This is a genomic window from Deltaproteobacteria bacterium (genome assembly GCA_026712905.1).
Taxonomy (GTDB): Bacteria; Desulfobacterota; Binatia; order UBA9968; family JAJDTQ01; genus JAJDTQ01.
In genome coordinates this window covers 1-20,269 of sequence record JAPOPM010000047.1, presented here as the reverse complement: position 1 = coordinate 20,269, position 20,269 = coordinate 1, and the positions used below count along the sequence as shown (strand labels likewise).

Below are 20,269 nucleotides of genomic sequence, written 5' to 3'. Positions count from 1 at the left end.
TGCTCGCCATCAAGGAATCCGGACACCCCTAACCGTCATCCCCGCGAAGCAGGTTGTGTCAAAACGTCGTCCGGACAAGAATTGGCGCCAATCCTCCGAGTCGTCATTCCCGCGGAAGCGGGAATCCAGGGGTGGCGAGGCGGGGAAGCGCCTCGGTAGTGCCCACCACCGCCCCTGGATTCCCGCTTCCGCGGGAATGACGTTCTGTAGGGTCCTTGCCGCACGTGTTTTGACACAGCCTGGAAAGCGGGAATCCAGGGGTGGGGAGGGGTCGAGACGGACGCTACCGTGCGGCCGCCATCAGCCGGTCGATGTCGATCGCGGCTTCAAATGCCTCGGCCACGGCGTCGAGGGCCTCGTCGACAGCGGCCTCGTAGGCCGGGCCGAACGGGCCGGTCACGCCGAGGGCCTGCAGGAAAACGCGCCGGAATTCGTCCGCGGTGAAGAGTCCGTGGACGTAGCAGCCCATGACGCGCCCGTCGGCGGATACGCCGCCGGGGTCGTGTGCCGGGCCATCGGGCACGAGGAACGGCCGGACGGGGCCGCGGCACGTGCTTTCGCCGACGTGCATTTCGTATCCCGTGAAGCGAGCGTCCACGTTCTTGCCGACCCCCGTGACCTGCGTGAGCGTCTTTCCGTCGGTGAGCACCGTCTCATGATCGAGAAGGCCCAGGCCGGCTTCCTCGCCCGGCGGTCCTTCGATGCCGTGCGGATCCGCCACCTCTCGTCCGAGCATCTGGTAGCCGGCGCAGATGCCCAGGACCGCGCCTCCCCGACGGTGGTGCGCGAGGATGTCGATGTCCCATCCCTCGCGCTTGAGTGCCCGCAGATCGGCGACCGTCGCCTTGGAGCCCGGTAGGATTACCAAGTGCGCGTCGCCGGGCAAGGGGCGTCCGGGCGGCACCACCTCCAAGCGCACGGCGGGCTCGGTCGTTAGCGGATCGAGGTCGTCGAAGTTGGCGATGTGCGGCAGGCGCGGGACGGCGACGCGGAAGGCGCCGGCGCCGGGCGCCGGCGGCCTGTTGTCGAGCGAAAATGCGTCTTCTTGCGGCAGGCGCAGGGCGGCGGCGAGATAGGGGATGATGCCGAAGGAGGGCAGGCCGGTGCGCGCGGTGATCGCTTCCAGGCCGTCCGCGAACAGGCGGACGTCGCCGCGGAACCGGTTGATCAGGTAGCCTTGCAGCAACCGGCGCTCGTCTTCGGCCAGCAGCTCCCACGTGCCCACGAGGTTCGCGATGACCCCGCCCCGGTCGATGTCGGCCACCAGCACCACCGGCGCGCCGGCCGCGGTGGCGAAGCCCATGTTGGCGATGTCGTGGGCGCGCAGGTTGACTTCGGCCGGGCTGCCCGCGCCCTCCACCAGCACGAAGTCCGCTTCCGCCGTGAGCCGCTCGAAGCTCTCCAGGACCGCGGGCATCAACTCGCGCTTCGCGCTCTGAAACCCGGCGGCGCCGTAGTTGCCGCGCACCTTGCCCTGCACCACCACCTGGGCGCCGACATCCGACTGCGGCTTGAGCAGCACCGGGGTCATGTCCACCGACGGCTCCACGCCGCAGGCCCGGGCCTGAAGGGCCTGGGCGCGGCCGATCTCCCCGCCGTCCGCCGTCACCGCGGCATTGTTGGACATGTTCTGCGGCTTGAACGGGCGCACGGCGTAGCCCCGGCGCGCCAGAATACGGCAGAGGCCGGCGGTGACCAGCGACTTGCCGGCGTCCGAGGCCGTCCCCTGGAACATGAGCGTCCGGGCAGTCATCAGTCGGGCGCCGGACCCTTGAGGGTCATGGGGATGCCGGCGGCCATGAAGAAGACGCGGTTTGCAACGCGGCCGACAGCTTGGTTGAGCTGTCCCGCGTGGTCCCGAAAGGCGCGTGCCATGGCGTTGTCCGGTACGATGCCGAGCCCCACCTCGTTGGCCACCAGCACCACCGGTCCGGGCGCGGAGGCGAGCGCTGCGAGCAGCGCTTCGCACGCGGCGTCCACGTCACGCTCGTGGTGCATGAGGTTGCCGAGCCAGACGGTAAGGCAGTCCACCAACAGGCCCGTGCGCGGTGCGCTTTCCCGCCGGATCACGGCGGACAGATCAAGCGGTTCCTCGACGGTGTGCCAGTCCGGGCCTCGGCGGGCTCGATGCTGCGCGATGCGCTCCGCCATCTCATCGTCGGTGACGACCGCGGTGGCGACATAAACGCGTTGATCCCACGCCCTCGCAAGTCCCTCGGCGAACGCGCTCTTGCCCGCGCGCGCCCCGCCCAGCACCAGCGTCAGGTCGGGCCTTGCCGCGGGGTCGTTCACGGGCAGGCCCGCGTTGAAGATCGGTAGCGTGCGACGCGCGGAAACAGAATGGAATGGGCATCAGACATACGGACTGTAATCGTATACAGGGAGCCACCAAAATCAAACGCGCGAACACGCCGCCGTGCCCCGAATCGTCATTCTTGCTTTCCAGGCTGTGTCGAAACACCATCTGAGAGAGGCACCGCCACCCCGAAATCGTCATTCCCGCTTCCGGGGGAATGACGATCCGGGGAGCCAGGGAGCGTTCTTGACACCTCCAAGGCTTTTCCGTATTGCTGAATCCCACGGAGGACGCCATGAAGAGGACCCATGACATGGGCGGGGACCCCGACGCGGGGGCCCTCGACCGCACTGAACACGCGATGGACGACTGGGAGGTTCTCGCCGACGCGCTGAACCAGGTGCTCGGGGTAAAGGGCATCAAGTGCACCGATGAAACCCGGCGCGCGCGGGAGGATATGGATTCGGAAGCGTATCTGTCGCTGAGCTACTACGAGCGCTGGATCGCCAGCCTGGAGACCATCCTGGTGGAGAAGGGTCTTGTGACCCGGGAAGAGGTGGACCGGAAGGTGGCTGAGCTGGAAGAGCGCTGGGGTGAGCCATGAGCGGTGGAGCGGTTTTCCGGGACGGCGCGGCGGTGCGGGTGAAGTCCCACTTCCAGCCGGGCCACGTGCGCACGCCGTTCTACATCAAGGGCAAGACCGGCTGGGTGGAACGGTGCTACGGCGAGTTCCGCAACCCGGAGTCCCTGGGCCACAGCGGTGACGGGTTGCCGCGGGTGCGGCTCTACCTGGTGGGCTTTCACCAACAGGACGTGTGGGACGGTTACAACGCGGGCAGCAAGGACAAGATCTTCGTGGATATCTTCGAGCACTGGCTCGAGCCCGCCGCCGAGGCGGGCGCCTGAGCAGAGAGAGGGAAAAGGGATGGCACACGAACACGAACCGGGAGAGGAGCACGAGGCGGGGCCGCGGCATGAGCTGAGCCACTGGGCCAAGCGCGCCTACGCCATGCGCGACATCCTTATCGACAAGGGTGTCGTCACCGAGGAGGACATCCGCCAGCATGCGGAGTTCACCGAGTCCAAGACGCCGGCCAACGGCGCCCGGCTGGTGGCGCTCGCCTGGACCGATCCCGAGTTCAAGGCGCGCTTCGTGGCGGATCCCAAGAAGGTGTGCGCCGAGATGGGCATCGACGCGAGCACGCTCAACGAGTTCGTGGTCCTGGAGAACACGGACACGGTGCGCCACATGGTGGTATGCACGCTGTGTTCGTGCTACCCGCGTCCGATCCTGGGACGGCCGCCCGACTGGTACAAGAGCTTCAACTACCGCAAGCGCGCGGTGAACGACCCGAGAGGGGTCATGCGTGAGTTCGGCCTGGAAGTGTCCGACGACGTCGAGGTCCGGGTGCACGACAGCACCGCGGACATGCGTTATCTGGTGATCCCGGCGCGCCCGGCGGACACCGAGAACCTGAGCGTCGAGGAGCTTGAGAAGCTCGTGACGCGAGACAGCATGATCGGTGTGATGGACGCGTTGGCGGCCGTTCCGGGATAGGGGGCGTCGTGTTTCACGTGGACCTCTCACCCTTCGGCGTCGACGTCGATCGCCTGCGCACCGACCGCCTGACCCGTCTCCAGGGCATCATGCGCGCGCGCGACCTGAGCGCGATGCTGCTCACCGACCCGCTCAATATCCGCTACGCCACCAACACCGTGCTGTGGCTCAACCTGCGCGCCACCGGCGTGCAGCGCTTCGTGCTCGTGCCCGCCGACGGCGAGCCCGTGACATACGAACGACTCTTCGGCAGCGAGCGTGCCGCCGGCCTCAAGAAGGGAGGCTCGATCCAGGGCTTCGGCGCCTACATGTTCGGCATGCGGCCGCCGGTGGCCACACAGGACTTCGTGAACCTGGCGGTGGACGGGTTGAAGCAGATGGGCGTTTCCGGAGAACGGGTGGGTGTCGACGCCTTGTGTCTCGGCGCGGTGGACCTCTTGCGGGAGAGCGGCTTCACGGTGGTGGACGGCCTGCCGGCCCTGGGCGAGGCGCGCGTGGTCAAGACGCCGGACGAGGTGGAGCTGATTCGCTGGACCAGCCGCGCGAAAGAGGGCGGCTACGACCTGGTGCGGGAGGCCGTGCGCAAGCCCCCGGTGGTGGAAGAGCGGCTCAGCCGCATGATGCTCGAATACCTGCTGGAGCAGGGCTTCGAGGCGGGCAGCGAGTTCATCTCGATCTTCGATTCCTCACAAATGGCCATCCGGCCGCATCGCGAGCCCATGGGCATGGACCTGGTGATGACCGAGGGCGATCTGGTCATCTGCGACGCCACCGTGTCCGGACCCGGCGGCTACTACAGCGACTTCGCCCGGACCTTCTGCCACGGCACTCCGTCCCAGGCGGACAAGGACCGCTACGCGGAAGCGTACGCGACGCTCCAGGAGGCACTGGCTTACGTTCGGCCCGGTCCGTGCACGGAGCTGTTCGCGCGCTTCGGCCGGGACTCCACTTCGCGGCTCCCCGGCCTGGACGGCTTTCACGGTGTGGGCATGTGCATCTACGAGGCGCCCTGGCTGCGCGGGTTCGATCCGCCGGAGTACAACCTGTCCCTGGAAGAGAACATGATCATCGCCTTCGAGATCAACCACCACCCGGTGAAGCTGGAGCACCTGCTGCGAGTCACGGCGGACGGCGCCGAGATCCTTTCTACCTATCCCATGGAGCCGGAGCTGACGCCGGCGTAGTGAGACGGCCTCGGAACCCCGCCACCCCTGGATTCCCGCGTCCGCGGGAATGACGGTACGGGGCGTCGGTGCCATTTCCCGTCCAAGTGGAGCCCTGGCACGTCGGTCGCGCGGGAATGACGTGTTTCTATGGCTTTTGCCTGAGTCAACCCTGCGTCAGAAGCCGAACTGCGCCATGTCCACCTGGGCGCCGCTTTTGCGGCATTCTTCGATGAAGACCTGGTGGATGGCCGGGTCCTGGTCCTCGTACTCGATCTGGGCGCCGCCCTTCTTGACGTCCTCGCCGGTGTCCTTCAGTTCCTCCACCTTGTACTTGAAGCCCCAGGGCTTGAGCGCCAGGTAGCGCGCGGGCTCGGCGCCGTTGTTGAAGTGCTGGTGCCACCACTGGATGGGCGGCACGAACATGCTCATGCGGCCCCATTCCACGCGTTTCCGCGGGGCGCCTTCCTCCCACAGGAAGGAGTAGCCGGAGCCGGTCAGCATGATGATGTGCGCGCCGGCGCCGTGCCGGTGGGCCTTCTTGTACTTGCCCACGGGGAATTCCGAGAGGTGTGCGCTCATGGTGTTGTCGACGAACTCGAACAGGGTGGTGCGGTTGCCGCCGCCGCGCTCCTTGTAGTCCTTGGGCTGGAACTGCCACAGGTCGGCGATGAAGTTGGACTCCCACACCCGGCCCTTCTTGACGCCTTCGAGGTAGCGCCCGGGTTGGCCCCACTCGTTGGCGTCGCCCTGGTAGCGGTCGCCGAAGGTGAACGGGTTGTTGAAGATGTAGTCCAGGTTCCGGTAGCGGTTGATGACCATGGTGGCGTCGGTGAGCGAGATCATCCGCACCGGTTCCTTTCCCTGGGCGTTGAAGTGCTGGAACCACGTGTTGAGCGGGACGGAGAAGAGGCTGCCCTTCTGCCACTCCAGGGTGTGCTTGCGGCCGCCCTCGTTCCACAGCGTGGTGGCCCCTTGGCCGGACAGGATGAACACCGCTTCCTCGAACAAGTGGCGCTGCGGCCGCAGCTCCTTGCCCGGCGCGATCTCCTGGATCACCGTGTCGCAGGTGCCGCCGGCGCCGTCGAGATTGACGAACGCGCCCTTGCCGCCGGTACGTGCCCACTCGCCCAACTCCAGCTCCAGCAGGTCGTCGATGATGAACCCCTTGTATACCGGGACCCCTTCCCACTGCTGGTAGATCTCGTAGGGGCTGATGGGGGCGAAGCCGGAGGCTTCGTTGAGGTTCCGTTCCGACCCGTTTGCCGTGTCGATGGTGGCGGCCTTGCTCATGGGAATGCTCCTTCCTTGGGTTCCGGTACTTGCCTCTACGCGCGCTCTTCCCGGTAGAGCCCGAAGGCCTCCTTCACCGGACGGTCGTTGACCGAGAACAGGATGGCTTCGTCCTTGTTGCCGTTCTCGTGCGCGTGCCACGACCACAGCGGCACGGTGAAGAAGTCGCCCTCGCTCCATTCCATGCGCTGGTCGTTGACGATGGTGGCGCCGCTGCCGCGGAACACGTGGTAGATGGTCGTGCTGGTGTGGCGGTGCGAGCGCGTCTCCTCGCCGGGCCGGATCATCTGGATCTCGCAGCCGATGGTGCGCAGCGTGAAGCCGCCGTTGCGTGGGTTGACGTAGCGCAGCAGCACACCGTCGCACTCGTCGCCCGGGCTCGACGCCAGCGCCTTCAGCGATTCGTAAGTCGTCTCCCACGGATAGCGGAAGGGAGGGTCGGGGAACTCCGAAAGCTGCTCGGGCGGCCGCGCCCAGCCGAACTGGTGCAGGCTGAAGTTGGGCATAGCCTCCACCGGCTGCTGTTTCTGGCTGAAGGGCTCCACCGCCATCACCTCCAGGGCCTTGAGCAGCGGGCCGTCGTGGCCGTCGAGCCACACGATGTTTTCGCCGGTGCCGTTGTAGTGGTCGTGCCAGGTCCACTGCGGCGTCAGGATCAGGTCGCCGGGGTGCATGGTGAAGCGCTCGCCCTCCACCGTGGTGAAGGCGCCGCCGCCTTTGAGGACGAAGCGCAGTGCCGTCAGGGTATGGCGGTGGGCCTTGGCGATCTCTCCGGGCTTCACGAGCTGGATGGAGGTGTGCACCGTGTTGGTGGCGCCGGTGGTGCCGGGCACGCCCGGATTCAGGAGCCGGATGGTGCGCCGCTCCGACTGTTCCAGGCTTACCAGTTCGCCGGCCTGCAGCAGCCCGTCGTAGATGTCGCCCCACTTCCACAGGTAGGGGACCACGGTGGTGCGCGGCTCCAGGACCTCGCCGTCGTTGTCCGTGATGTTGGAAGCCCAGAAACCCGCCAAACGCTTGGTGGCCAGATCCTTGTTCAGGTCTTCGAGGCTCATGGTCGTCTCCTTGGCGAACCGGTCAACCCTCGATGCGCTGCATGACGTAGGCCAGGCCGCCGCGGTAGGCGCGGTCGATGGCCATGCACTGCTTGGCGGCGCGCAGCACCGTGTCGTAGTCCTCCTGAGTGCGCACGTGCCGGTCGTAGACCCCGTCCATCATGTCCGAGTGTTCGGTGTCGGCGGTGGAGTGGACGTTCAGCGAGATCATCCGTTTGAGGCTGATGCCCAGTTCGTTCTCGAACTTCTTGCCGATGCGGTAGGACATGCCGCCGTCGGTGATGATCTCGGGGTTGTTGCGCCGCTCCAGCATCTGGGAGGAGGTGAACGAGGCCAGCCACGGCCCCTTGATGGCGATGAGGTGCCACGCCATGAAGGCCGCCTGGGCCATGGGCGGGAGCTCCGCGTTGTCGAAGTCTTCCTGCGTCAGGCCGATGACCTCACCCTGCTTGACCGTTAGCGTGTAATGGTCCATGTCGCAGCGCGGGTCGTTGATCAGCTCGTCGCTTTCGTGCTGCCAAACGAGGGACTTCACGTCGAGCGGCGCCGCGGCCTGGACGTAGGCCCAGCAGTCCCGCCGGTTCTTCGTGTAGATGGCGTTCTGCACGACGTAGTAGCGTCCCCGCTCCATGGTCCAGGGCAGCGTCAGCAGGTCCTGGAACTCGTCGGTCCCGTACTGGCGGTTGCACATCTCGTTCAGCGTGCTCTTGAGCTTGGCGATATCGGGCATGTCTCCGTCTCCTGTGGCGCGGCCCCCGAGAGCCTGGTCAAGGCTCTGCTTGACGCGATCCGGCGAGGCCGCCCGGCGTTCCGAATGAACGAGCTTCTAGTCCAGCGCCTCCATCATGTTGACGAGCTGTTCCCGGTAGGCGCGGTCGATGACGAGGCTTTCCCGCGCCCCGCGCAGCAGCGCCTGCTGATCTTCCTGGGTATGGCAGTGCTCCCGCGCCACGGCTAGCAGGAGCTGGCCGTGCTCGATGTCGGCGGTCACGTGCTCGGCGTTGTTGATCTGGTGCTTCAGCGGAATACCCAGGTCCCGTTCCAGGTTCTTGCCGACGCGGTAGGACAGCGATCCGCCGCGCACCAGTTCGTCGGAATTGCGCATTTCCAGCACCGCCGACGCCGCCACCGCCTCGCGCCAGGGGCGGTCCTTGGCCAGATGGATCCACGCGTAGAAGCATGCCGTGGCCGCGTCCAGCGGGCGCACGCGCTCGAAGTCCTCCGGGTCGAGCCCGAAGATCTTGCCCTCCCGCACCGCAAGGGTGATGTGGTCGACCTTGCCCGCGGTCTTGTCGCCCATGAGCTCCTCGCCCTCGTGCTCCCAGACCAGCCGTTTCACGCTAAGCGGCGATGCGCCCGCCACGAACCCCCAGCAGTCCCGCCGGTTGGCCACGTAGTGCTTCATCTGGATGGACAGGGCCTGGGCGCGGGCCTGGGTGAAGCGGACGCCCAGCAGCCGGCGGAAGGGCGGGGTCTCGAACTGCCCGTTCACCAGCTCCACCAACTCGTGCCAGACACCCTCCACGCCGTTGCCTGCCGCGGTCTGCGTTTCCATACGGTCTCCTCAAGCCTTCCGACGCGCGTGTCGGGCGTGAGGGTGCCAGCGAAACCGGGGTTGACCGTGACCTTGCGTCACAGCCGGTCCGCCCATTTTGCCCGGACCTCGGCCTTGTACTCGGCGCTCACGGCCGAGATCTTGGGGAAGGCGTCCTTCCAACTGTAGGGCCGGCATGCGTCCACGACCATGCAGGAGCTGGTCAGCTCCCGGCGCTGCTTGTCTTCCGGCGAAAGCCTCGGGTTCAGGATGCTCGCGGCCACGTCGAGGATCTCGGAGTCGCTCCGGGGGTCCCAACGCGTGGACATGGCCCACAGCACCTCGCCCATGTTGGTGATGTCCACGTCCTCGTCCACCACGATGACCATGCGCACGTCGCGCCCGCCGTCGCGCGTGGCGAGGACGCCGTACCCCGCCTGCTTGGCGTGGCCCGAGTAGCGTTGCTTGATGGCCACGGTCACCATGAACCGTCCCTGGCGCGGGAACCACACGCCCTGCACCTCGGGGATGCCGGCGCGTTCCAGGGACGACCAGATGTTGGCCGAGCGGATGTACTTGTGGGTTTCGCTGTTGAGGAAGGTCCGCAGTGGGGGATCGCCGGTGATGATGGGGTCGTCGCGGTGATAGACGGCCTCCACCTTCACCACCGGGGCTTGCCGCGACCCCGAGGCGTAGTATCCCGGCCACTCGCCGAACGGTCCCTCCTCGTGGGTCTCCTGCTCGGGCGGCGGAATGTGGCCTTCGAACACGATGTCCGCGAAGGCCGGCACCGGGAGGCCCGTCCGGCTCCCCTTGATGACCGGCACCGGGGTCTCCAGCAGGCCGCCGAGAAAGTCGTACTCGCTCATGTTCCAGGGAATGCCCACGGCGCTCGCGGTCATCATGCCGGGCGGCAGCCCGCATACGACGGCCACCGGGCAACTCTCGCCCCGCGCCCAGTACTTGCGGGCGATGAGATCGCCGTGCTTTCCGGGAATCATCCACACGCCCATCGTGTTCTCGTCGTGGACCTGCACGCGGTACGTGCCGACGTTGACGTAGCCGGTATCGGGATCGCGGCACACGGTGGCGGTGAACGTGCCGATGTAGCGTCCGCCGTCGTCCGCGTGCCACTTGGGGGTCGGGAACTTGAGCACGTCGACGTCGCCGTCGAAGGCGACGTTTTCGAGCAGCGGGGACTCGCCGATCTCCGCGGGCGGGATGGGCTCGAGGTTCTGCAGCCGTCCCTTCATGGACCGCACCAGTTCCATGCCGCGCACGTCCGGCGGCATGCCCAGGGCCAGGGCGTCGGACTCGGGCGAGCGCAGGACGTTGCTCAGGACGCGGTAGCCCTGGGGAAAATCCGGAATGGAGTCGAACAGGAGCGCGGAGCGCTCTTCCGCTTCCGCGCTGATCTCGGTGAGCGCGCCGATCTCCAGGTTCCAGTGCGCCTCCCGCACCTCCTTGAGCTTTCCCGCCTGCTTGAGACGGTCGATGAAGGTCCTGAGGTTGAGGGCGGCCTCGACGTCCCTGGGTGCGCTTGTCATGCATCGGTCTCCGGGCCGGCTGAGGGGCCGGTGCCGTCGCGTCGAAATGGCGCGGGTTCCGTGGAATCTATAGGCACCGCCCACTTCGGCTGTCAACCTGGACATCCACGCACTTATCGTCTAAGTCCATACAGGGCCGGGTTCCACCCCAGCGCGTGTCCAGCACGAGGCACAGGTCATCGAGCCTGTCCGCGCCTGTTCACGATCCACCCCGCCACCTGACACGGTTCAGCCGGCGAGCCATCCCAGAGGAGGTCGAAAGAAGTCATGGCACAGATCACCGATCCGTTGCGGCAACACGATTGGAACTCTCCAGAATACGTCGAGGATTGGGCTCAGCGCCAGCGGCGCAACGAGACTCTGCGGGCGCGGCAGTTCGCGCTCATGGCCGAGCTGGTGCCGTTCGACGGCGACGCGGCGTTTCGGTTCATGGACGTGGGGTGCGGCTACGGCGCCCTCAGCAAGTATCTCCTGGAGACTTTCCCCGGCGCTACGGCGGTGTGCCATGACGGCTCCGCGGCCATGGCGGACCTGGGCGGCCAGCGCATGAAGGAGCTCGAAGGGCGGTTCGAGTACGTCGTCTCCGACTTCAGCAAGAAGGACTGGAGCCGCGTGGCCGAGGGCGAGTTCGACCTGGTGGTGTCGTGCAACGCCATCCACAACGTCCGCGTGGGGGACGTCATCAAGGACATCTACGAGGAGATCTTCGGGCGCCTGCGCTCGGGCGGGCGCTTCTTCAACCTCGATCGCGGCTCGGCCACGATGGAGGACCAGGTCGCGTGGTTCCGGAGCGCCGGCTTCCAGGACGTGACGTGTCACCAGAAAAGCTCCGGCCTCTCCCTTTACGGGGGGGCCAAACCCTGATCCTCGCCGGCCCCGAGGTTCTCTTCCGATGACGGGCGCACGGCCCGGCAGTCTGGCTCTCCTGTACAGTACGGTCCTGCTCATGAGCCTGGGGCACGGCATGGTGTTCCCGACCATTCCGCTGCTGGCGGCCTCCTTCGGCGTGTCGGCCGGCCTGGCCGTGCAAGTGGTCACCGCCCACGCCCTGGGACGCACCGTCGTGCTCATTCCCGCGGGCCTGCTCATCGACCGCTACGGCGCCAAGGCCGCCATGCTGGCGGGAAGCGCCCTGGTGCTGTGCGGCGCCTTCACCACCGCGGTCACGCCCTGGTTCGTGCTGCTCTTCCTCGGGCAGTTCCTCGCCGGCGTGGGCGACAGCGTGTGGAGCATGGCGCGGGAGGTGTCCGGCGTCGAGATGGTGGAGCAGCGCCAGCGCGGACGGCTCCTGAGCGGCTTCATGGGGGTCAAGTCCGCGGGCACCGCCATCGGCCCGGTGCTGGGCGGCATCGTCGCCCAGTGGGTGGGTTTCCGCGCGGTCTTCCTGTCGTACGCGGGCGCCGCCGCGCTCGTGCTCGTGACCGCGCTCCTGGCGCGCCGCGACACGGTTCGCGGCAGGGTCGGCAAGATCGCCTGGTGGGGAAAGGTGTCGGACGTGCTGCCGCATCTGCGCGCCACCTTCGTCGTGCTGGTGATCGCCACTTTCAGCATGCAGATGTACCGCACCACCCTGCAAGGCATGCTGCCGCTCTTCGCCGGCGTGGAGCTGGGCTTCTCCGCCGCGCAAGTCGGGAGCCTCTTCGGCGTCTCTGGCCTGTTCGTTCTGCTCATGATCCTGCCCGCCGGGTTCATCACCGACCGCGTGGGCCGCAAGTACGCCAGCGTCCCCAGCACCGCGCTCCCGGGTATCGCGTTCCTGGCCTTGCCCTTCGCCGCGACCCTGCCACAACTGGTGGCCATCATGGTGCTCATCGGCCTCGCCCAGGGCATGTCCCTGGGGGCGCTGTCGGTGTCCACCTACGACGTCATTCCCGAGAGCGCCCGGGGCAGGCTCCAGGGCCTGCGCCGCACCGTGGGCGAGTCCGGCGCCGTCATGGGTCCGCTGGTGGGCGGCTGGCTCGCCGACGCCTTCAGCGCGGGCAGGGCGTTCCTCTTCTATGCCCCCATCCTCCTGGGCGCCGCCGCCGGGCTGGCGTTCGTGGCAAGGGAGACGCTGGGGCGGGAGTGAGGGCAGGGGCCTTGGGCGGATTGAGTCGGCGGCCCGCTTCATGGGAGACTTGGAACCGGAGGAAACCAGCAGTGCCAGAGGAGATTTCCGGAACAGGGAGCGGCGAGTGGCTGTATCAGTTGCGCGTCAATCTGGCCGATGACGTCGCCGAGCCCGCTCGGGCAGGAAACGACCATCCAGGTCTGCGTCCCCTGCGAAATATACTGGCCCGCCACAACGCGGCGCTGCAATGCCAGTACGACGCCTTCGCCGGCTACTGCGCCGAAGCGGAACGGCAGGGCGTGGACAAGTACCCGCTCTACGCCTGGACCAAGGCCACCATCGAGGACGCCGCCAAGAAGGCGAAGTACCTCAGGTCGTTTACGCTCCACGTGGACGGCGACGAGGTCTATGCCAAGGCCAAGGCCGATGCCCTGGAGGCGGAGCTAGAACCCCTGGTGGGTGGCGCGGTGGTGATCGCGCTGGCGAAGCACGACACCAATCCCGTCAATAGCCCTCAGCCGCCGAAGCGGTATCGCACCTGAACAAACTAGGCCAATTAAAAATCAGATTTTGAAATAGCCTAAATTTGTGGTATGCTCGGTCTTTGTCATGATTGACCGAGACCTCGCCTCCAAGCTCAGGAACGCAGGGCGAACCTCGCCGGCCATTACCCTCACCGGTCCGCGGCAGAGTGGCAAGACGACCTTGTGCCGTGCGGTGTTCCCGCAACACCCCTACGCGAGCCTGGAGGCTCCCGACGTGCGCGCCTTCGCCAACGAGGATCCTCGCGGCTTCCTGGCACAGTTCCCCGAAGGGGCCGTCATCGACGAGGTCCAGCGCGTCCCGGAGTTGCTTTCCTACCTCCAGGTCTTCATCGATGAAGACCCGGCACCCGGGCACTGGATTCTTACCGGTTCACAAAATCTCTCGCTCCTGGAATCGGTGAGCCAGTCCCTGGCCGGCAGGACGGCGGTCTACAATCTGTTGCCATTGCACCGGGGCGAGGTCGTGCGCTTTCCGTATCATCCCCAGAGCCTTGACGCGGCGCTCCTGACCGGCGGATACCCACGCATTTTCGATCAGCAACTTGACCCCGCGGATTGGCTGCGATCCTACGTGGCGACTTATATCGAACGCGACGTCCGCACCATCGCCAACGTGGGCGATCTCACTGCATTCCAGCGCTTTCTCGAACTTTGCGCCGGCCGTACCTCGCAGTTGCTCAACTACTCCTCGCTGGCTGATGACTGCGGCGTGTCCCAACCGACCGCCAAGGCTTGGCTCAGCATATTGGAGACCAGTTTCGTGGTGTTTCGTCTGCCGGGGTTTCACGCGAATCTGCGCAAGCGCCTGGTGAAGATGCCCAAGCTGCACTTCTACGACACGGGGCTTCTTTGCTGGATACTCGGCATCCGTACCCCCGAGCAACTTCGCGCACATCCTCTTCGCGGTGCGATTTTCGAGACCTGGGTGGTTTCCGAGATCGCCAAAAGCCGCGCGAACCGGGGCGAGACGAGGGGCCTTTCGTTCTACCGGGATCGCAACGGGGCCGAAGTCGATCTCGTCATCGAGGACCCGTCCGGCGTCACCCTGGTGGAAGCCAAGTCGGCCGAGACGCCGTCGTCCGCTCTCTTTGGGGGCACCCGCAGGGTCCGGAGCCATCTCGCGGGATTGGGCCGGCCCTGCTCCGTGCTGGTGGCCTACGGGGGCAACCAAACGCAGGAGCGTTCGGACGGCAGTCTCGTACCTTGGGAGAGGCTGTACGAGTTCGACCTCTGATGCGATGCTTCGCGTCACGGTTGACAACGCGCCCCGGCTCAAAATATGCATAGCCCAGTTCCTCGAAGTGGCGAAAGGCTGCAGTGATTCTTTGGAGGCAACGACAATGAAAGTTCTTTCCGGGCGATCCGAGAAGGGTCTTCTTCGGCGGCGCGCCGCCGTCATGGCCATGGCGGTCGGGATGTTGCTCGCCTTCATCACCGGGGCGGCCGCGCAGACGGGCGGCGACGCGCTCAAGCAACTCGTCGCCGCGGCGCAAAAGGAAGGCGAGCTGAACGTCTTCGGTTCCGGCGACTGGCACTCGCCGCGGCTCATGGCGGCCCTCCAGAAGGGGCTCAACAAGACCTACGGCATCAACGTACGTCTCAAGGCGACCCCCGGACCGAGCGCGTCGAAGCTGATGCCGCGGATGATCGACGAGGTCAAGACCGGACGCGCCGCCAGCACCGACATCTTCTTTGCCCCGTCGCGCCAGCAGATCCCGTCGGATCAGGCCGGAGCGCTCCTGCGGGTGGACTGGAAAAAGCTCATGCCGGGCCTCAAGGACGAGGAGGTGGGCATCAACGGCGCCGCCGTGGTCATCGGCGCCTCCATCCACATCATCGGCTACAACACGAACCTCGTGAAGGCCAAGGACTTGCCGAAGTCCTACAAGGACTTCACCAACCCCAGGTACAAGGGCAAGATCGGCACCACGGTCTTTGCCGTGGGCTGGGTCGAGGCGGCGATCCATCTGGGTGAGGAAGAAGCCACGCGCATCGTCGACGCCATGGTCGCCAACGGCACCATCATCGGCACGACCCGAACGGGAGTCCAGAACCGCGTGGCCACGGGCGAGTTTCCGATCTTCGCCTTCGACACCAAGCCGGTGGCCTATTCGCGACTCAAGGCCAAGGGGGCCCCGGTAGACTACACCACCATGGACGACTTCATGTCGGGCACCGCGAGCGAGGCCAGCGTGCCCAAGACGAGCGCGCATCCCAATCTCGCCAAGCTGCTGTCCGTCTACATGCTGACCAAGCAGGGCCAAGACACCATCTGGAAGGTCATCGGGCGCGATTCACCGTTCCGCGACGGTTCTCAGCTCAACAAGCTGGTGGAGAGCAAGCGCGCCGCCGGCGCCAAGATCTACTTCGGCACCGACCAGAACGTGGTGAAGAACGCGTACTTCTACCGGAAGGTTTCCCGGAAGCTCGCCAAGAAACTGCGCGGGAACTAGTGTCCTGAGCGTGAGCGACTCCTACATCGTCGGCGTCGACATCGGCGGGACCTTCACCGATTGCGTCGCGGTCAGCGGCGAGGGGACCATGACCCTGGGCAAGGCTTCCTCGACGCCGGACAATTTCGCCCTGGGCGTGCTCGACGCGGTGCGGGACGCGGCGCACCATCTCGGCATGGCGGACGAGCGCGGGCTGCTGAGCGCCACCCGGCTCTTCTACCACGCCTGCACCATCGGCGATAACACGCTGATCACCCGGAGCGGCGCGCGCACCGGCCTCATCGCCACCGCCGGGTTCGGCGACACCATCCTGATGATGCGCGGCGGCGTGGTGGCCGGACTGCCCGAGGCCGAGGCCCACCACATGGCGGCGCTCACCAAGCCCGAACCCCTGGTCCCCAAGCGTTTCATCGCCGAGGTCAACGAGCGGGTCGATTTCGAAGGGGAGGTGCTGGCGGACCTGGACGAGGCGGAAGCCGAGCGGGCGATCCGAAAACTCGTGGACAATGGCGTCGAGTCGGTGGCGGTCTCGCTCCTGTGGTCCATCGCCAACGACCGCCACGAACGAGTGATCGGCGAGCTCCTGCGCCGGCGGTACCCGGACCTTTTCGTAACCCTCTCCAGCGAGGCGGCTTCCTTCCAGGGGGAATACGAACGTACCGCCACGACGGTCTTCAATGCCTACATCGGCCCGCGAATCGGCTCCTACCTCAACGACCTGCGCGTGATCCTGGCGGACCGGGGCCTGCGGCGCGAGCCGTTGATCATGCAGGCCTACGGCGGGGTCCTGGGCGTGGACGACTCGGTGCGCAAGGCGGTGGGAACCATCGAGTCCGGCCCGGCGGCCGGGGTCGCCGCCTGCCGCTTCATGGGGAGCCTGAGCGGCATCGACAACATCGTGGCCGCGGACATGGGCGGCACCACCTTCAAGGTCGGCATCATCCGCGATGCCGCCGTCGAGCGGGACTACCAGCCGATCTTCCTTCGCTACCGGTTGCTGTCGCCCAAGATCTGGGTGGAATCCATCGGCGCCGGCGGCGGCAGCATCGCCTGGATCGAGGAAGGCACCGGTCTTTTGAAGGTCGGCCCCCGGGGCGCCGGGGCCACGCCCGGGCCGGTGTGCTACAACCGCGGCGGCACCGAGCCCACGGTCACCGACGCGAGCCTGGTCCTGGGGTACCTGAACCCGGGGTATTTCCTGGGCGGGCAGATTGCCCTGGACGTGGAAGCCGCCCGGCGGGCGGTGGAGGAGAGGGTGGCCGGGCCCTTGGGCATGAGCGTCACCGAGGCGGCCGGCGCCATCCACCGCATCGTCAACGCCCAGATGAGCGACCTCATCCGAAACGCCACCATCCAGCGCGGCCACGACCCGCGAGGCGATACCATGTTCGCCTTCGGCGGCGCCTGTCCGGTGCACGCCGGCCGGTTCGCTGCCGAGCTCGGAATCGAGCAGGTGGTGATCCCGGTCACCGCGTCAGTGCACGGCGCGGTGGGTCTGGTGTCCTCGGACGTGGTGTACGAGGAAGGGGTCTCCGACCGCACCCTGGTGCCGGTGCCCGCCGACCGGGTCAACGCGTCCTTCTCGCCGATCCTGTCCAAGGTCCGCCGCAGCCTGGAGGACGCGGGTTTCGGCGCCCGGGACATCACCCTCGCGCGCAGCGTGGACATGCGCTACCGCTACCAGGTCCACGAGATCAACGTGCCGATTCCACCGGGTGAGGCGGTCTTGACCGACGAGGATCTCGAGGGCGTCTACGCCCGGTTCGACCGGCTCTACGAGGCGGCCTACGGCAAGGGCTCGGCCTACCGGGCGGCCGGCAAGGAGATCGTCACCCTGCGGGTCACCGGGTCCGGGGCGCTGCCCAAGCCGGCCCTGCGGCCCCTGGAGGAAGGCGGCGCGGCCGCGGCGGCCCGAAAGGGCCAGCGGCCGGTCTACTTCGAGGAGTTCGGCGACTACGTGCCCACCGTGTTGTACGACATCGCCAGGATGCGGCCGGGCATGGTCATCGCCGAGCCCGGCGTCATCGAGACGCCGATCACGACGATCCTGATCAACCCGGGCGACCGGGCGGTGATGGACGGCATCGGCAACATCCGGATCACGGTCGGCTCGCAAGCGACCCTTTCCGGGGGAGCCGCGACTCTTTCCAGGGGAGAGAACGATGGCTGACAACGGCCGGACCGTGGATCCGGTGACCTTCGAGATCCTCTCGCACCGGCTCCAGCGCATCGCCAAGGAGATGGGCACGACCATCGAGCGCGTCGGGGGAACCGTCAACACCACCCAGATGCACGACTACATGGCCTCGCTCTACCGCGCCGACGGCGAGATCCTGGCCACCGGCGAGTCCATGCCCTGGCACGTGGCCTGCGCCGGGTTCACGGTCAAGTGGATCATCGAGCGCTTTGCCGAGTATGACGGGGTGAACGAGGACGACGTCTTTCTGCTGAACGATCCCTACGTCTCGGCGGTGCACCAATCGGACGTCTACGTCGTTTCCCCCATCCACGTGGAGGGGCGCCTGATCGGCTGGAGCGCGTCGTTCGTCCACGTGATGGACATCGGCGCCATGTCGCCGGGGGGCGATTCTCCCGAAGCCAAGGAGATCTGCCACGAGGGCCTGCGCATTCCGGGCATCAAGCTGGTGGACCGGGGCAACCTCCGCAAGGACGTGTTCGACACCCTGATCAACATGACCCGGCGGCCCGACATGGTGGCCCTGGACATCAACTGCCAACTGGCCGGCCACAGCGTGGCCAAGTCGCGCATGCGACAGTTCTACACCCTCCACGGCGTCGACCTCATGGACGCCGTGGCCGCCCAGATGATCGACTACTCCGAGCGGGCCCTGCGCAAACGGCTGGAGGACATCCCGGACGGCGAGTGGAGCGACAGCGCCGCCATCGAGTCCAGGGAGGGCTCCTGGACCGTGAGGCTGACCCTTAGGAAACAGGGCAGCCGCATGGTCTTCGACTTCACCGGCACCGACCCCCAGGCGCCCGTCGGCGTCAATCTGCCCTACCACGCCACCTTCGGCACCTGCTTCGAAGGCCTCGTGGAGACCGTGGCCTACGATGTTCCCCGCAACCATGGGCTGTTCCGGCCCATCGAGACCATCGCGCCGCCGGGGACCCTGGTCAACGTCACCCATCCGGCTCCGGTTTCCCTCAACACCACCTCGGGGGGCGCCACCGCCAAGTACCTGGTGGTATCGGTGCTGAACGGCATGCTGGCGGGCAGCCAGGCGTGGCGCGACGAGATCATGGTGCGCATCTGGGGCGGGCGCCGGGTGCGGACCTCGGGGGTCAACCAGCACGGCATGTTCTATTCGACGAGCCTGGCCATGTCGCCGCTGAGCGGCAGCGGCGCCCGCGCCACCATGGACGGGGTCGACACCACCAAGCTTGACTTCATGACCTGTCCCAACGTGGAGTGGCTGGAGGCCAACTGCCCGATGCTGTTCCTGTTCCGGCGCCACGCCAGGGACCAGCAGGGGGCCGGCCGGTTCCGCGGCGGCACCGGGGCGGAAATGGCGTTCTCGGTGCACAAGGCGCCCAACGGCAAGATCGAGGGCGTGGCCTTCGGCGTGGCCGGCCTCGTCAACGGCGGCCGCGGCATTTTCGGGGGCTACCCGGGGGCGCCGAGCATTCTGGTGCACCTGGGAGGGACCACGCTGGGTGAGATGCTGGGCGCGGACCGGGTGCCGCAGGCCCTCGACGAGCTCGGCGGTACGCCGCGGGTGCTGCCCTACGCGAGCTTCGAGCTCAGGCGGGACGACGTCCTCTACTACACCCTCGGCATGGGCGGGGGCTACGGCTGTCCGCTGGACCGGGATCCGGCGGCGGTGTTGAAGGACGTGGAGGACGAGCTGGTGTCGGCGGAGACCGCCCGCGGCGTCTACGGCGTGGTCGTCGATGCGGATTCCCTCACCGTGGACGTTCAGGCCACCAGCGACCTCCGGCGGCGGCGTCTGCTGGAGAACCGGGGAGGGGGGGCGTGAGCCGGCCGCTGCGGGAAAACCTCGAGGTGGTGGAGGAGCAGGGCGGCGAATGGGTCCGGTGCGCCGCCTGCGGCCACCGGCTGTGCAGTGCCGCCGAGGACTGGCGCGAGGCTTGCGTGAAGCGGCTGCTGCCGCCCGGCCGCATGGGGCCGTTCCACGAGATCATGGAAGGCCGCGCCGTGCTCGATGAACGCTATTGCCCGGGCTGCGGCCTGTCGCTGGATGCGACGGTGATCGTGGACGAGGAACGGCCGGCGCAGCGCGCCGCGCCGAACCGGGTGACGGGGGAACCGCTGGTCCTGGATGCGGGGAGCGCCGCGGTGGTGGTGCTCGACCTCAACACCAAGGCCGAGGAGGCGTCCCAGCCGGCTCAACCGCTGATACGGCCGGCCGGCGTCTTCCTCGACAAGGCCCGGGCGGCATCGGTGCCGGTGGTCTTTACCGTGGTGGTGTGGGAGAAGGACACGCCGGCCGGCGCGGTGGCCGGAGCCCTGGCGCGCCGGGACAACGAACCGGTCCTGTATCCCAACGGCTACGACAAGTTCCTCGGCGGCGGCCTGCGGGAGTTGCTGGAAGGTTGGGGGACGGACACGCTGGTGTTCCTGGGCGGCGCGGCGAACTTCGCATTGCTCTACACCGCCACCACGGCCGCGCGCGCCTACGGCTACACGGTGGTGGTGCCCCTCGACGGGGTCTACGCCCATTCCGACTATGAGATGGAGTACACGCTGCATCAGTTCACGGTCCTGCCCCGGGTCGCCGACAGGTTCCGCT

Annotated in this window: 19 protein-coding genes; 12 read left to right on the top strand and 7 right to left on the bottom strand. The window is 67.0% G+C overall.

Features of this window, described 5'->3' with window-relative positions; translation table 11 throughout:
• Positions 1–283: 283 nt before the first annotated feature.
• Entirely contained in the window at positions 284–1,753 is a 1,470-nt protein-coding gene (locus OXF11_03680; GenBank protein ID MCY4486200.1) for a cobyric acid synthase, read from the bottom strand.
• The gene (cobU, locus tag OXF11_03675; GenBank protein ID MCY4486199.1) at positions 1,753–2,298 is read right to left on the bottom strand and encodes a bifunctional adenosylcobinamide kinase/adenosylcobinamide-phosphate guanylyltransferase; all 546 of its coding nucleotides are present in this window, start codon (positions 2,296–2,298) and stop codon (positions 1,753–1,755) included. The genes OXF11_03680 and cobU overlap by 1 nt, the downstream gene beginning before the upstream one ends.
• A gap of 293 nt (positions 2,299–2,591) precedes the next feature.
• Between cobU and OXF11_03670 the strand changes: the two genes are divergently transcribed.
• From OXF11_03670 to OXF11_03655, 4 genes are read left to right on the top strand one after another with little or no spacing between them, the layout of a single operon-like run.
• Positions 2,592–2,900, top strand: a complete 309-nt coding sequence (locus OXF11_03670) for a nitrile hydratase subunit beta (protein MCY4486198.1) — start codon at positions 2,592–2,594, stop codon at positions 2,898–2,900.
• Positions 2,897–3,202 (top strand): nitrile hydratase subunit beta, encoded by a 306-nt coding sequence (locus tag OXF11_03665; protein ID MCY4486197.1) that lies wholly within the window; start codon positions 2,897–2,899, stop codon positions 3,200–3,202. Before OXF11_03670 ends, OXF11_03665 begins: the two co-directional genes overlap by 4 nt.
• Positions 3,203–3,221: 19 nt before the next feature.
• The gene (nthA, locus tag OXF11_03660; GenBank protein MCY4486196.1) at positions 3,222–3,854 is read left to right on the top strand and encodes a nitrile hydratase subunit alpha; all 633 of its coding nucleotides are present in this window, start codon (positions 3,222–3,224) and stop codon (positions 3,852–3,854) included.
• Positions 3,855–3,862: 8 nt separating this feature from the next.
• Entirely contained in the window at positions 3,863–5,038 is a 1,176-nt protein-coding gene (locus OXF11_03655) for a M24 family metallopeptidase (protein MCY4486195.1), read from the top strand.
• 156 nt (positions 5,039–5,194) lie between these two features.
• Here OXF11_03655 and OXF11_03650 read toward each other — a convergent pair whose 3' ends face one another.
• The 5 genes from OXF11_03650 to OXF11_03630 form a co-directional block, all read right to left on the bottom strand.
• On the bottom strand, positions 5,195–6,310 hold the full coding sequence (locus tag OXF11_03650) for a cupin domain-containing protein (protein MCY4486194.1): 1,116 nt from the start codon (positions 6,308–6,310) through the stop codon (positions 5,195–5,197).
• Between the two features lie 35 nt (positions 6,311–6,345).
• Positions 6,346–7,365, bottom strand: a complete 1,020-nt coding sequence (locus tag OXF11_03645; protein ID MCY4486193.1) for a cupin domain-containing protein — start codon at positions 7,363–7,365, stop codon at positions 6,346–6,348.
• 22 nt (positions 7,366–7,387) lie between these two features.
• Positions 7,388–8,095, bottom strand: a complete 708-nt coding sequence (locus tag OXF11_03640) for an iron-containing redox enzyme family protein (GenBank protein MCY4486192.1) — start codon at positions 8,093–8,095, stop codon at positions 7,388–7,390.
• A gap of 96 nt (positions 8,096–8,191) precedes the next feature.
• The gene (locus tag OXF11_03635) at positions 8,192–8,920 is read right to left on the bottom strand and encodes an iron-containing redox enzyme family protein (GenBank protein ID MCY4486191.1); all 729 of its coding nucleotides are present in this window, start codon (positions 8,918–8,920) and stop codon (positions 8,192–8,194) included.
• A gap of 77 nt (positions 8,921–8,997) precedes the next feature.
• The gene (locus OXF11_03630; protein MCY4486190.1) at positions 8,998–10,446 is read right to left on the bottom strand and encodes a UbiD family decarboxylase; all 1,449 of its coding nucleotides are present in this window, start codon (positions 10,444–10,446) and stop codon (positions 8,998–9,000) included.
• Positions 10,447–10,713: 267 nt separating this feature from the next.
• Here OXF11_03630 and OXF11_03625 point away from each other — a divergent pair, with 267 nt between their 5' ends.
• The 8 genes from OXF11_03625 to OXF11_03590 all read left to right on the top strand — a co-directional run.
• Positions 10,714–11,310 carry a methyltransferase domain-containing protein gene (locus OXF11_03625; GenBank protein MCY4486189.1) on the top strand — a complete coding sequence of 199 codons (597 nt, stop codon included), beginning with the start codon at positions 10,714–10,716 and terminating at the stop codon, positions 11,308–11,310.
• Positions 11,311–11,338: 28 nt separating this feature from the next.
• Entirely contained in the window at positions 11,339–12,514 is a 1,176-nt protein-coding gene (locus OXF11_03620) for an MFS transporter (GenBank protein MCY4486188.1), read from the top strand.
• A gap of 71 nt (positions 12,515–12,585) precedes the next feature.
• On the top strand, positions 12,586–13,038 hold the full coding sequence (locus OXF11_03615) for a hypothetical protein (protein MCY4486187.1): 453 nt from the start codon (positions 12,586–12,588) through the stop codon (positions 13,036–13,038).
• Positions 13,039–13,105: 67 nt separating this feature from the next.
• Positions 13,106–14,275 carry an ATP-binding protein gene (locus tag OXF11_03610; GenBank protein ID MCY4486186.1) on the top strand — a complete coding sequence of 390 codons (1,170 nt, stop codon included), beginning with the start codon at positions 13,106–13,108 and terminating at the stop codon, positions 14,273–14,275.
• Between the two features lie 106 nt (positions 14,276–14,381).
• A complete protein-coding gene (locus OXF11_03605) occupies positions 14,382–15,494 on the top strand; it encodes an ABC transporter substrate-binding protein (protein ID MCY4486185.1) in 1,113 nt (370 codons plus the stop codon).
• A gap of 10 nt (positions 15,495–15,504) precedes the next feature.
• A complete protein-coding gene (locus OXF11_03600; protein MCY4486184.1) occupies positions 15,505–17,664 on the top strand; it encodes a hydantoinase/oxoprolinase family protein in 2,160 nt (719 codons plus the stop codon).
• Positions 17,657–19,495, top strand: coding sequence for a hydantoinase B/oxoprolinase family protein (locus OXF11_03595; GenBank protein ID MCY4486183.1), 1,839 nt, complete (start codon positions 17,657–17,659; stop codon positions 19,493–19,495). The genes OXF11_03600 and OXF11_03595 overlap by 8 nt, the downstream gene beginning before the upstream one ends.
• On the top strand, positions 19,492–20,269 hold a 778-nt coding region (locus tag OXF11_03590; GenBank protein MCY4486182.1), incomplete at its 3' end, for an isochorismatase family protein. The genes OXF11_03595 and OXF11_03590, both read left to right, overlap by 4 nt.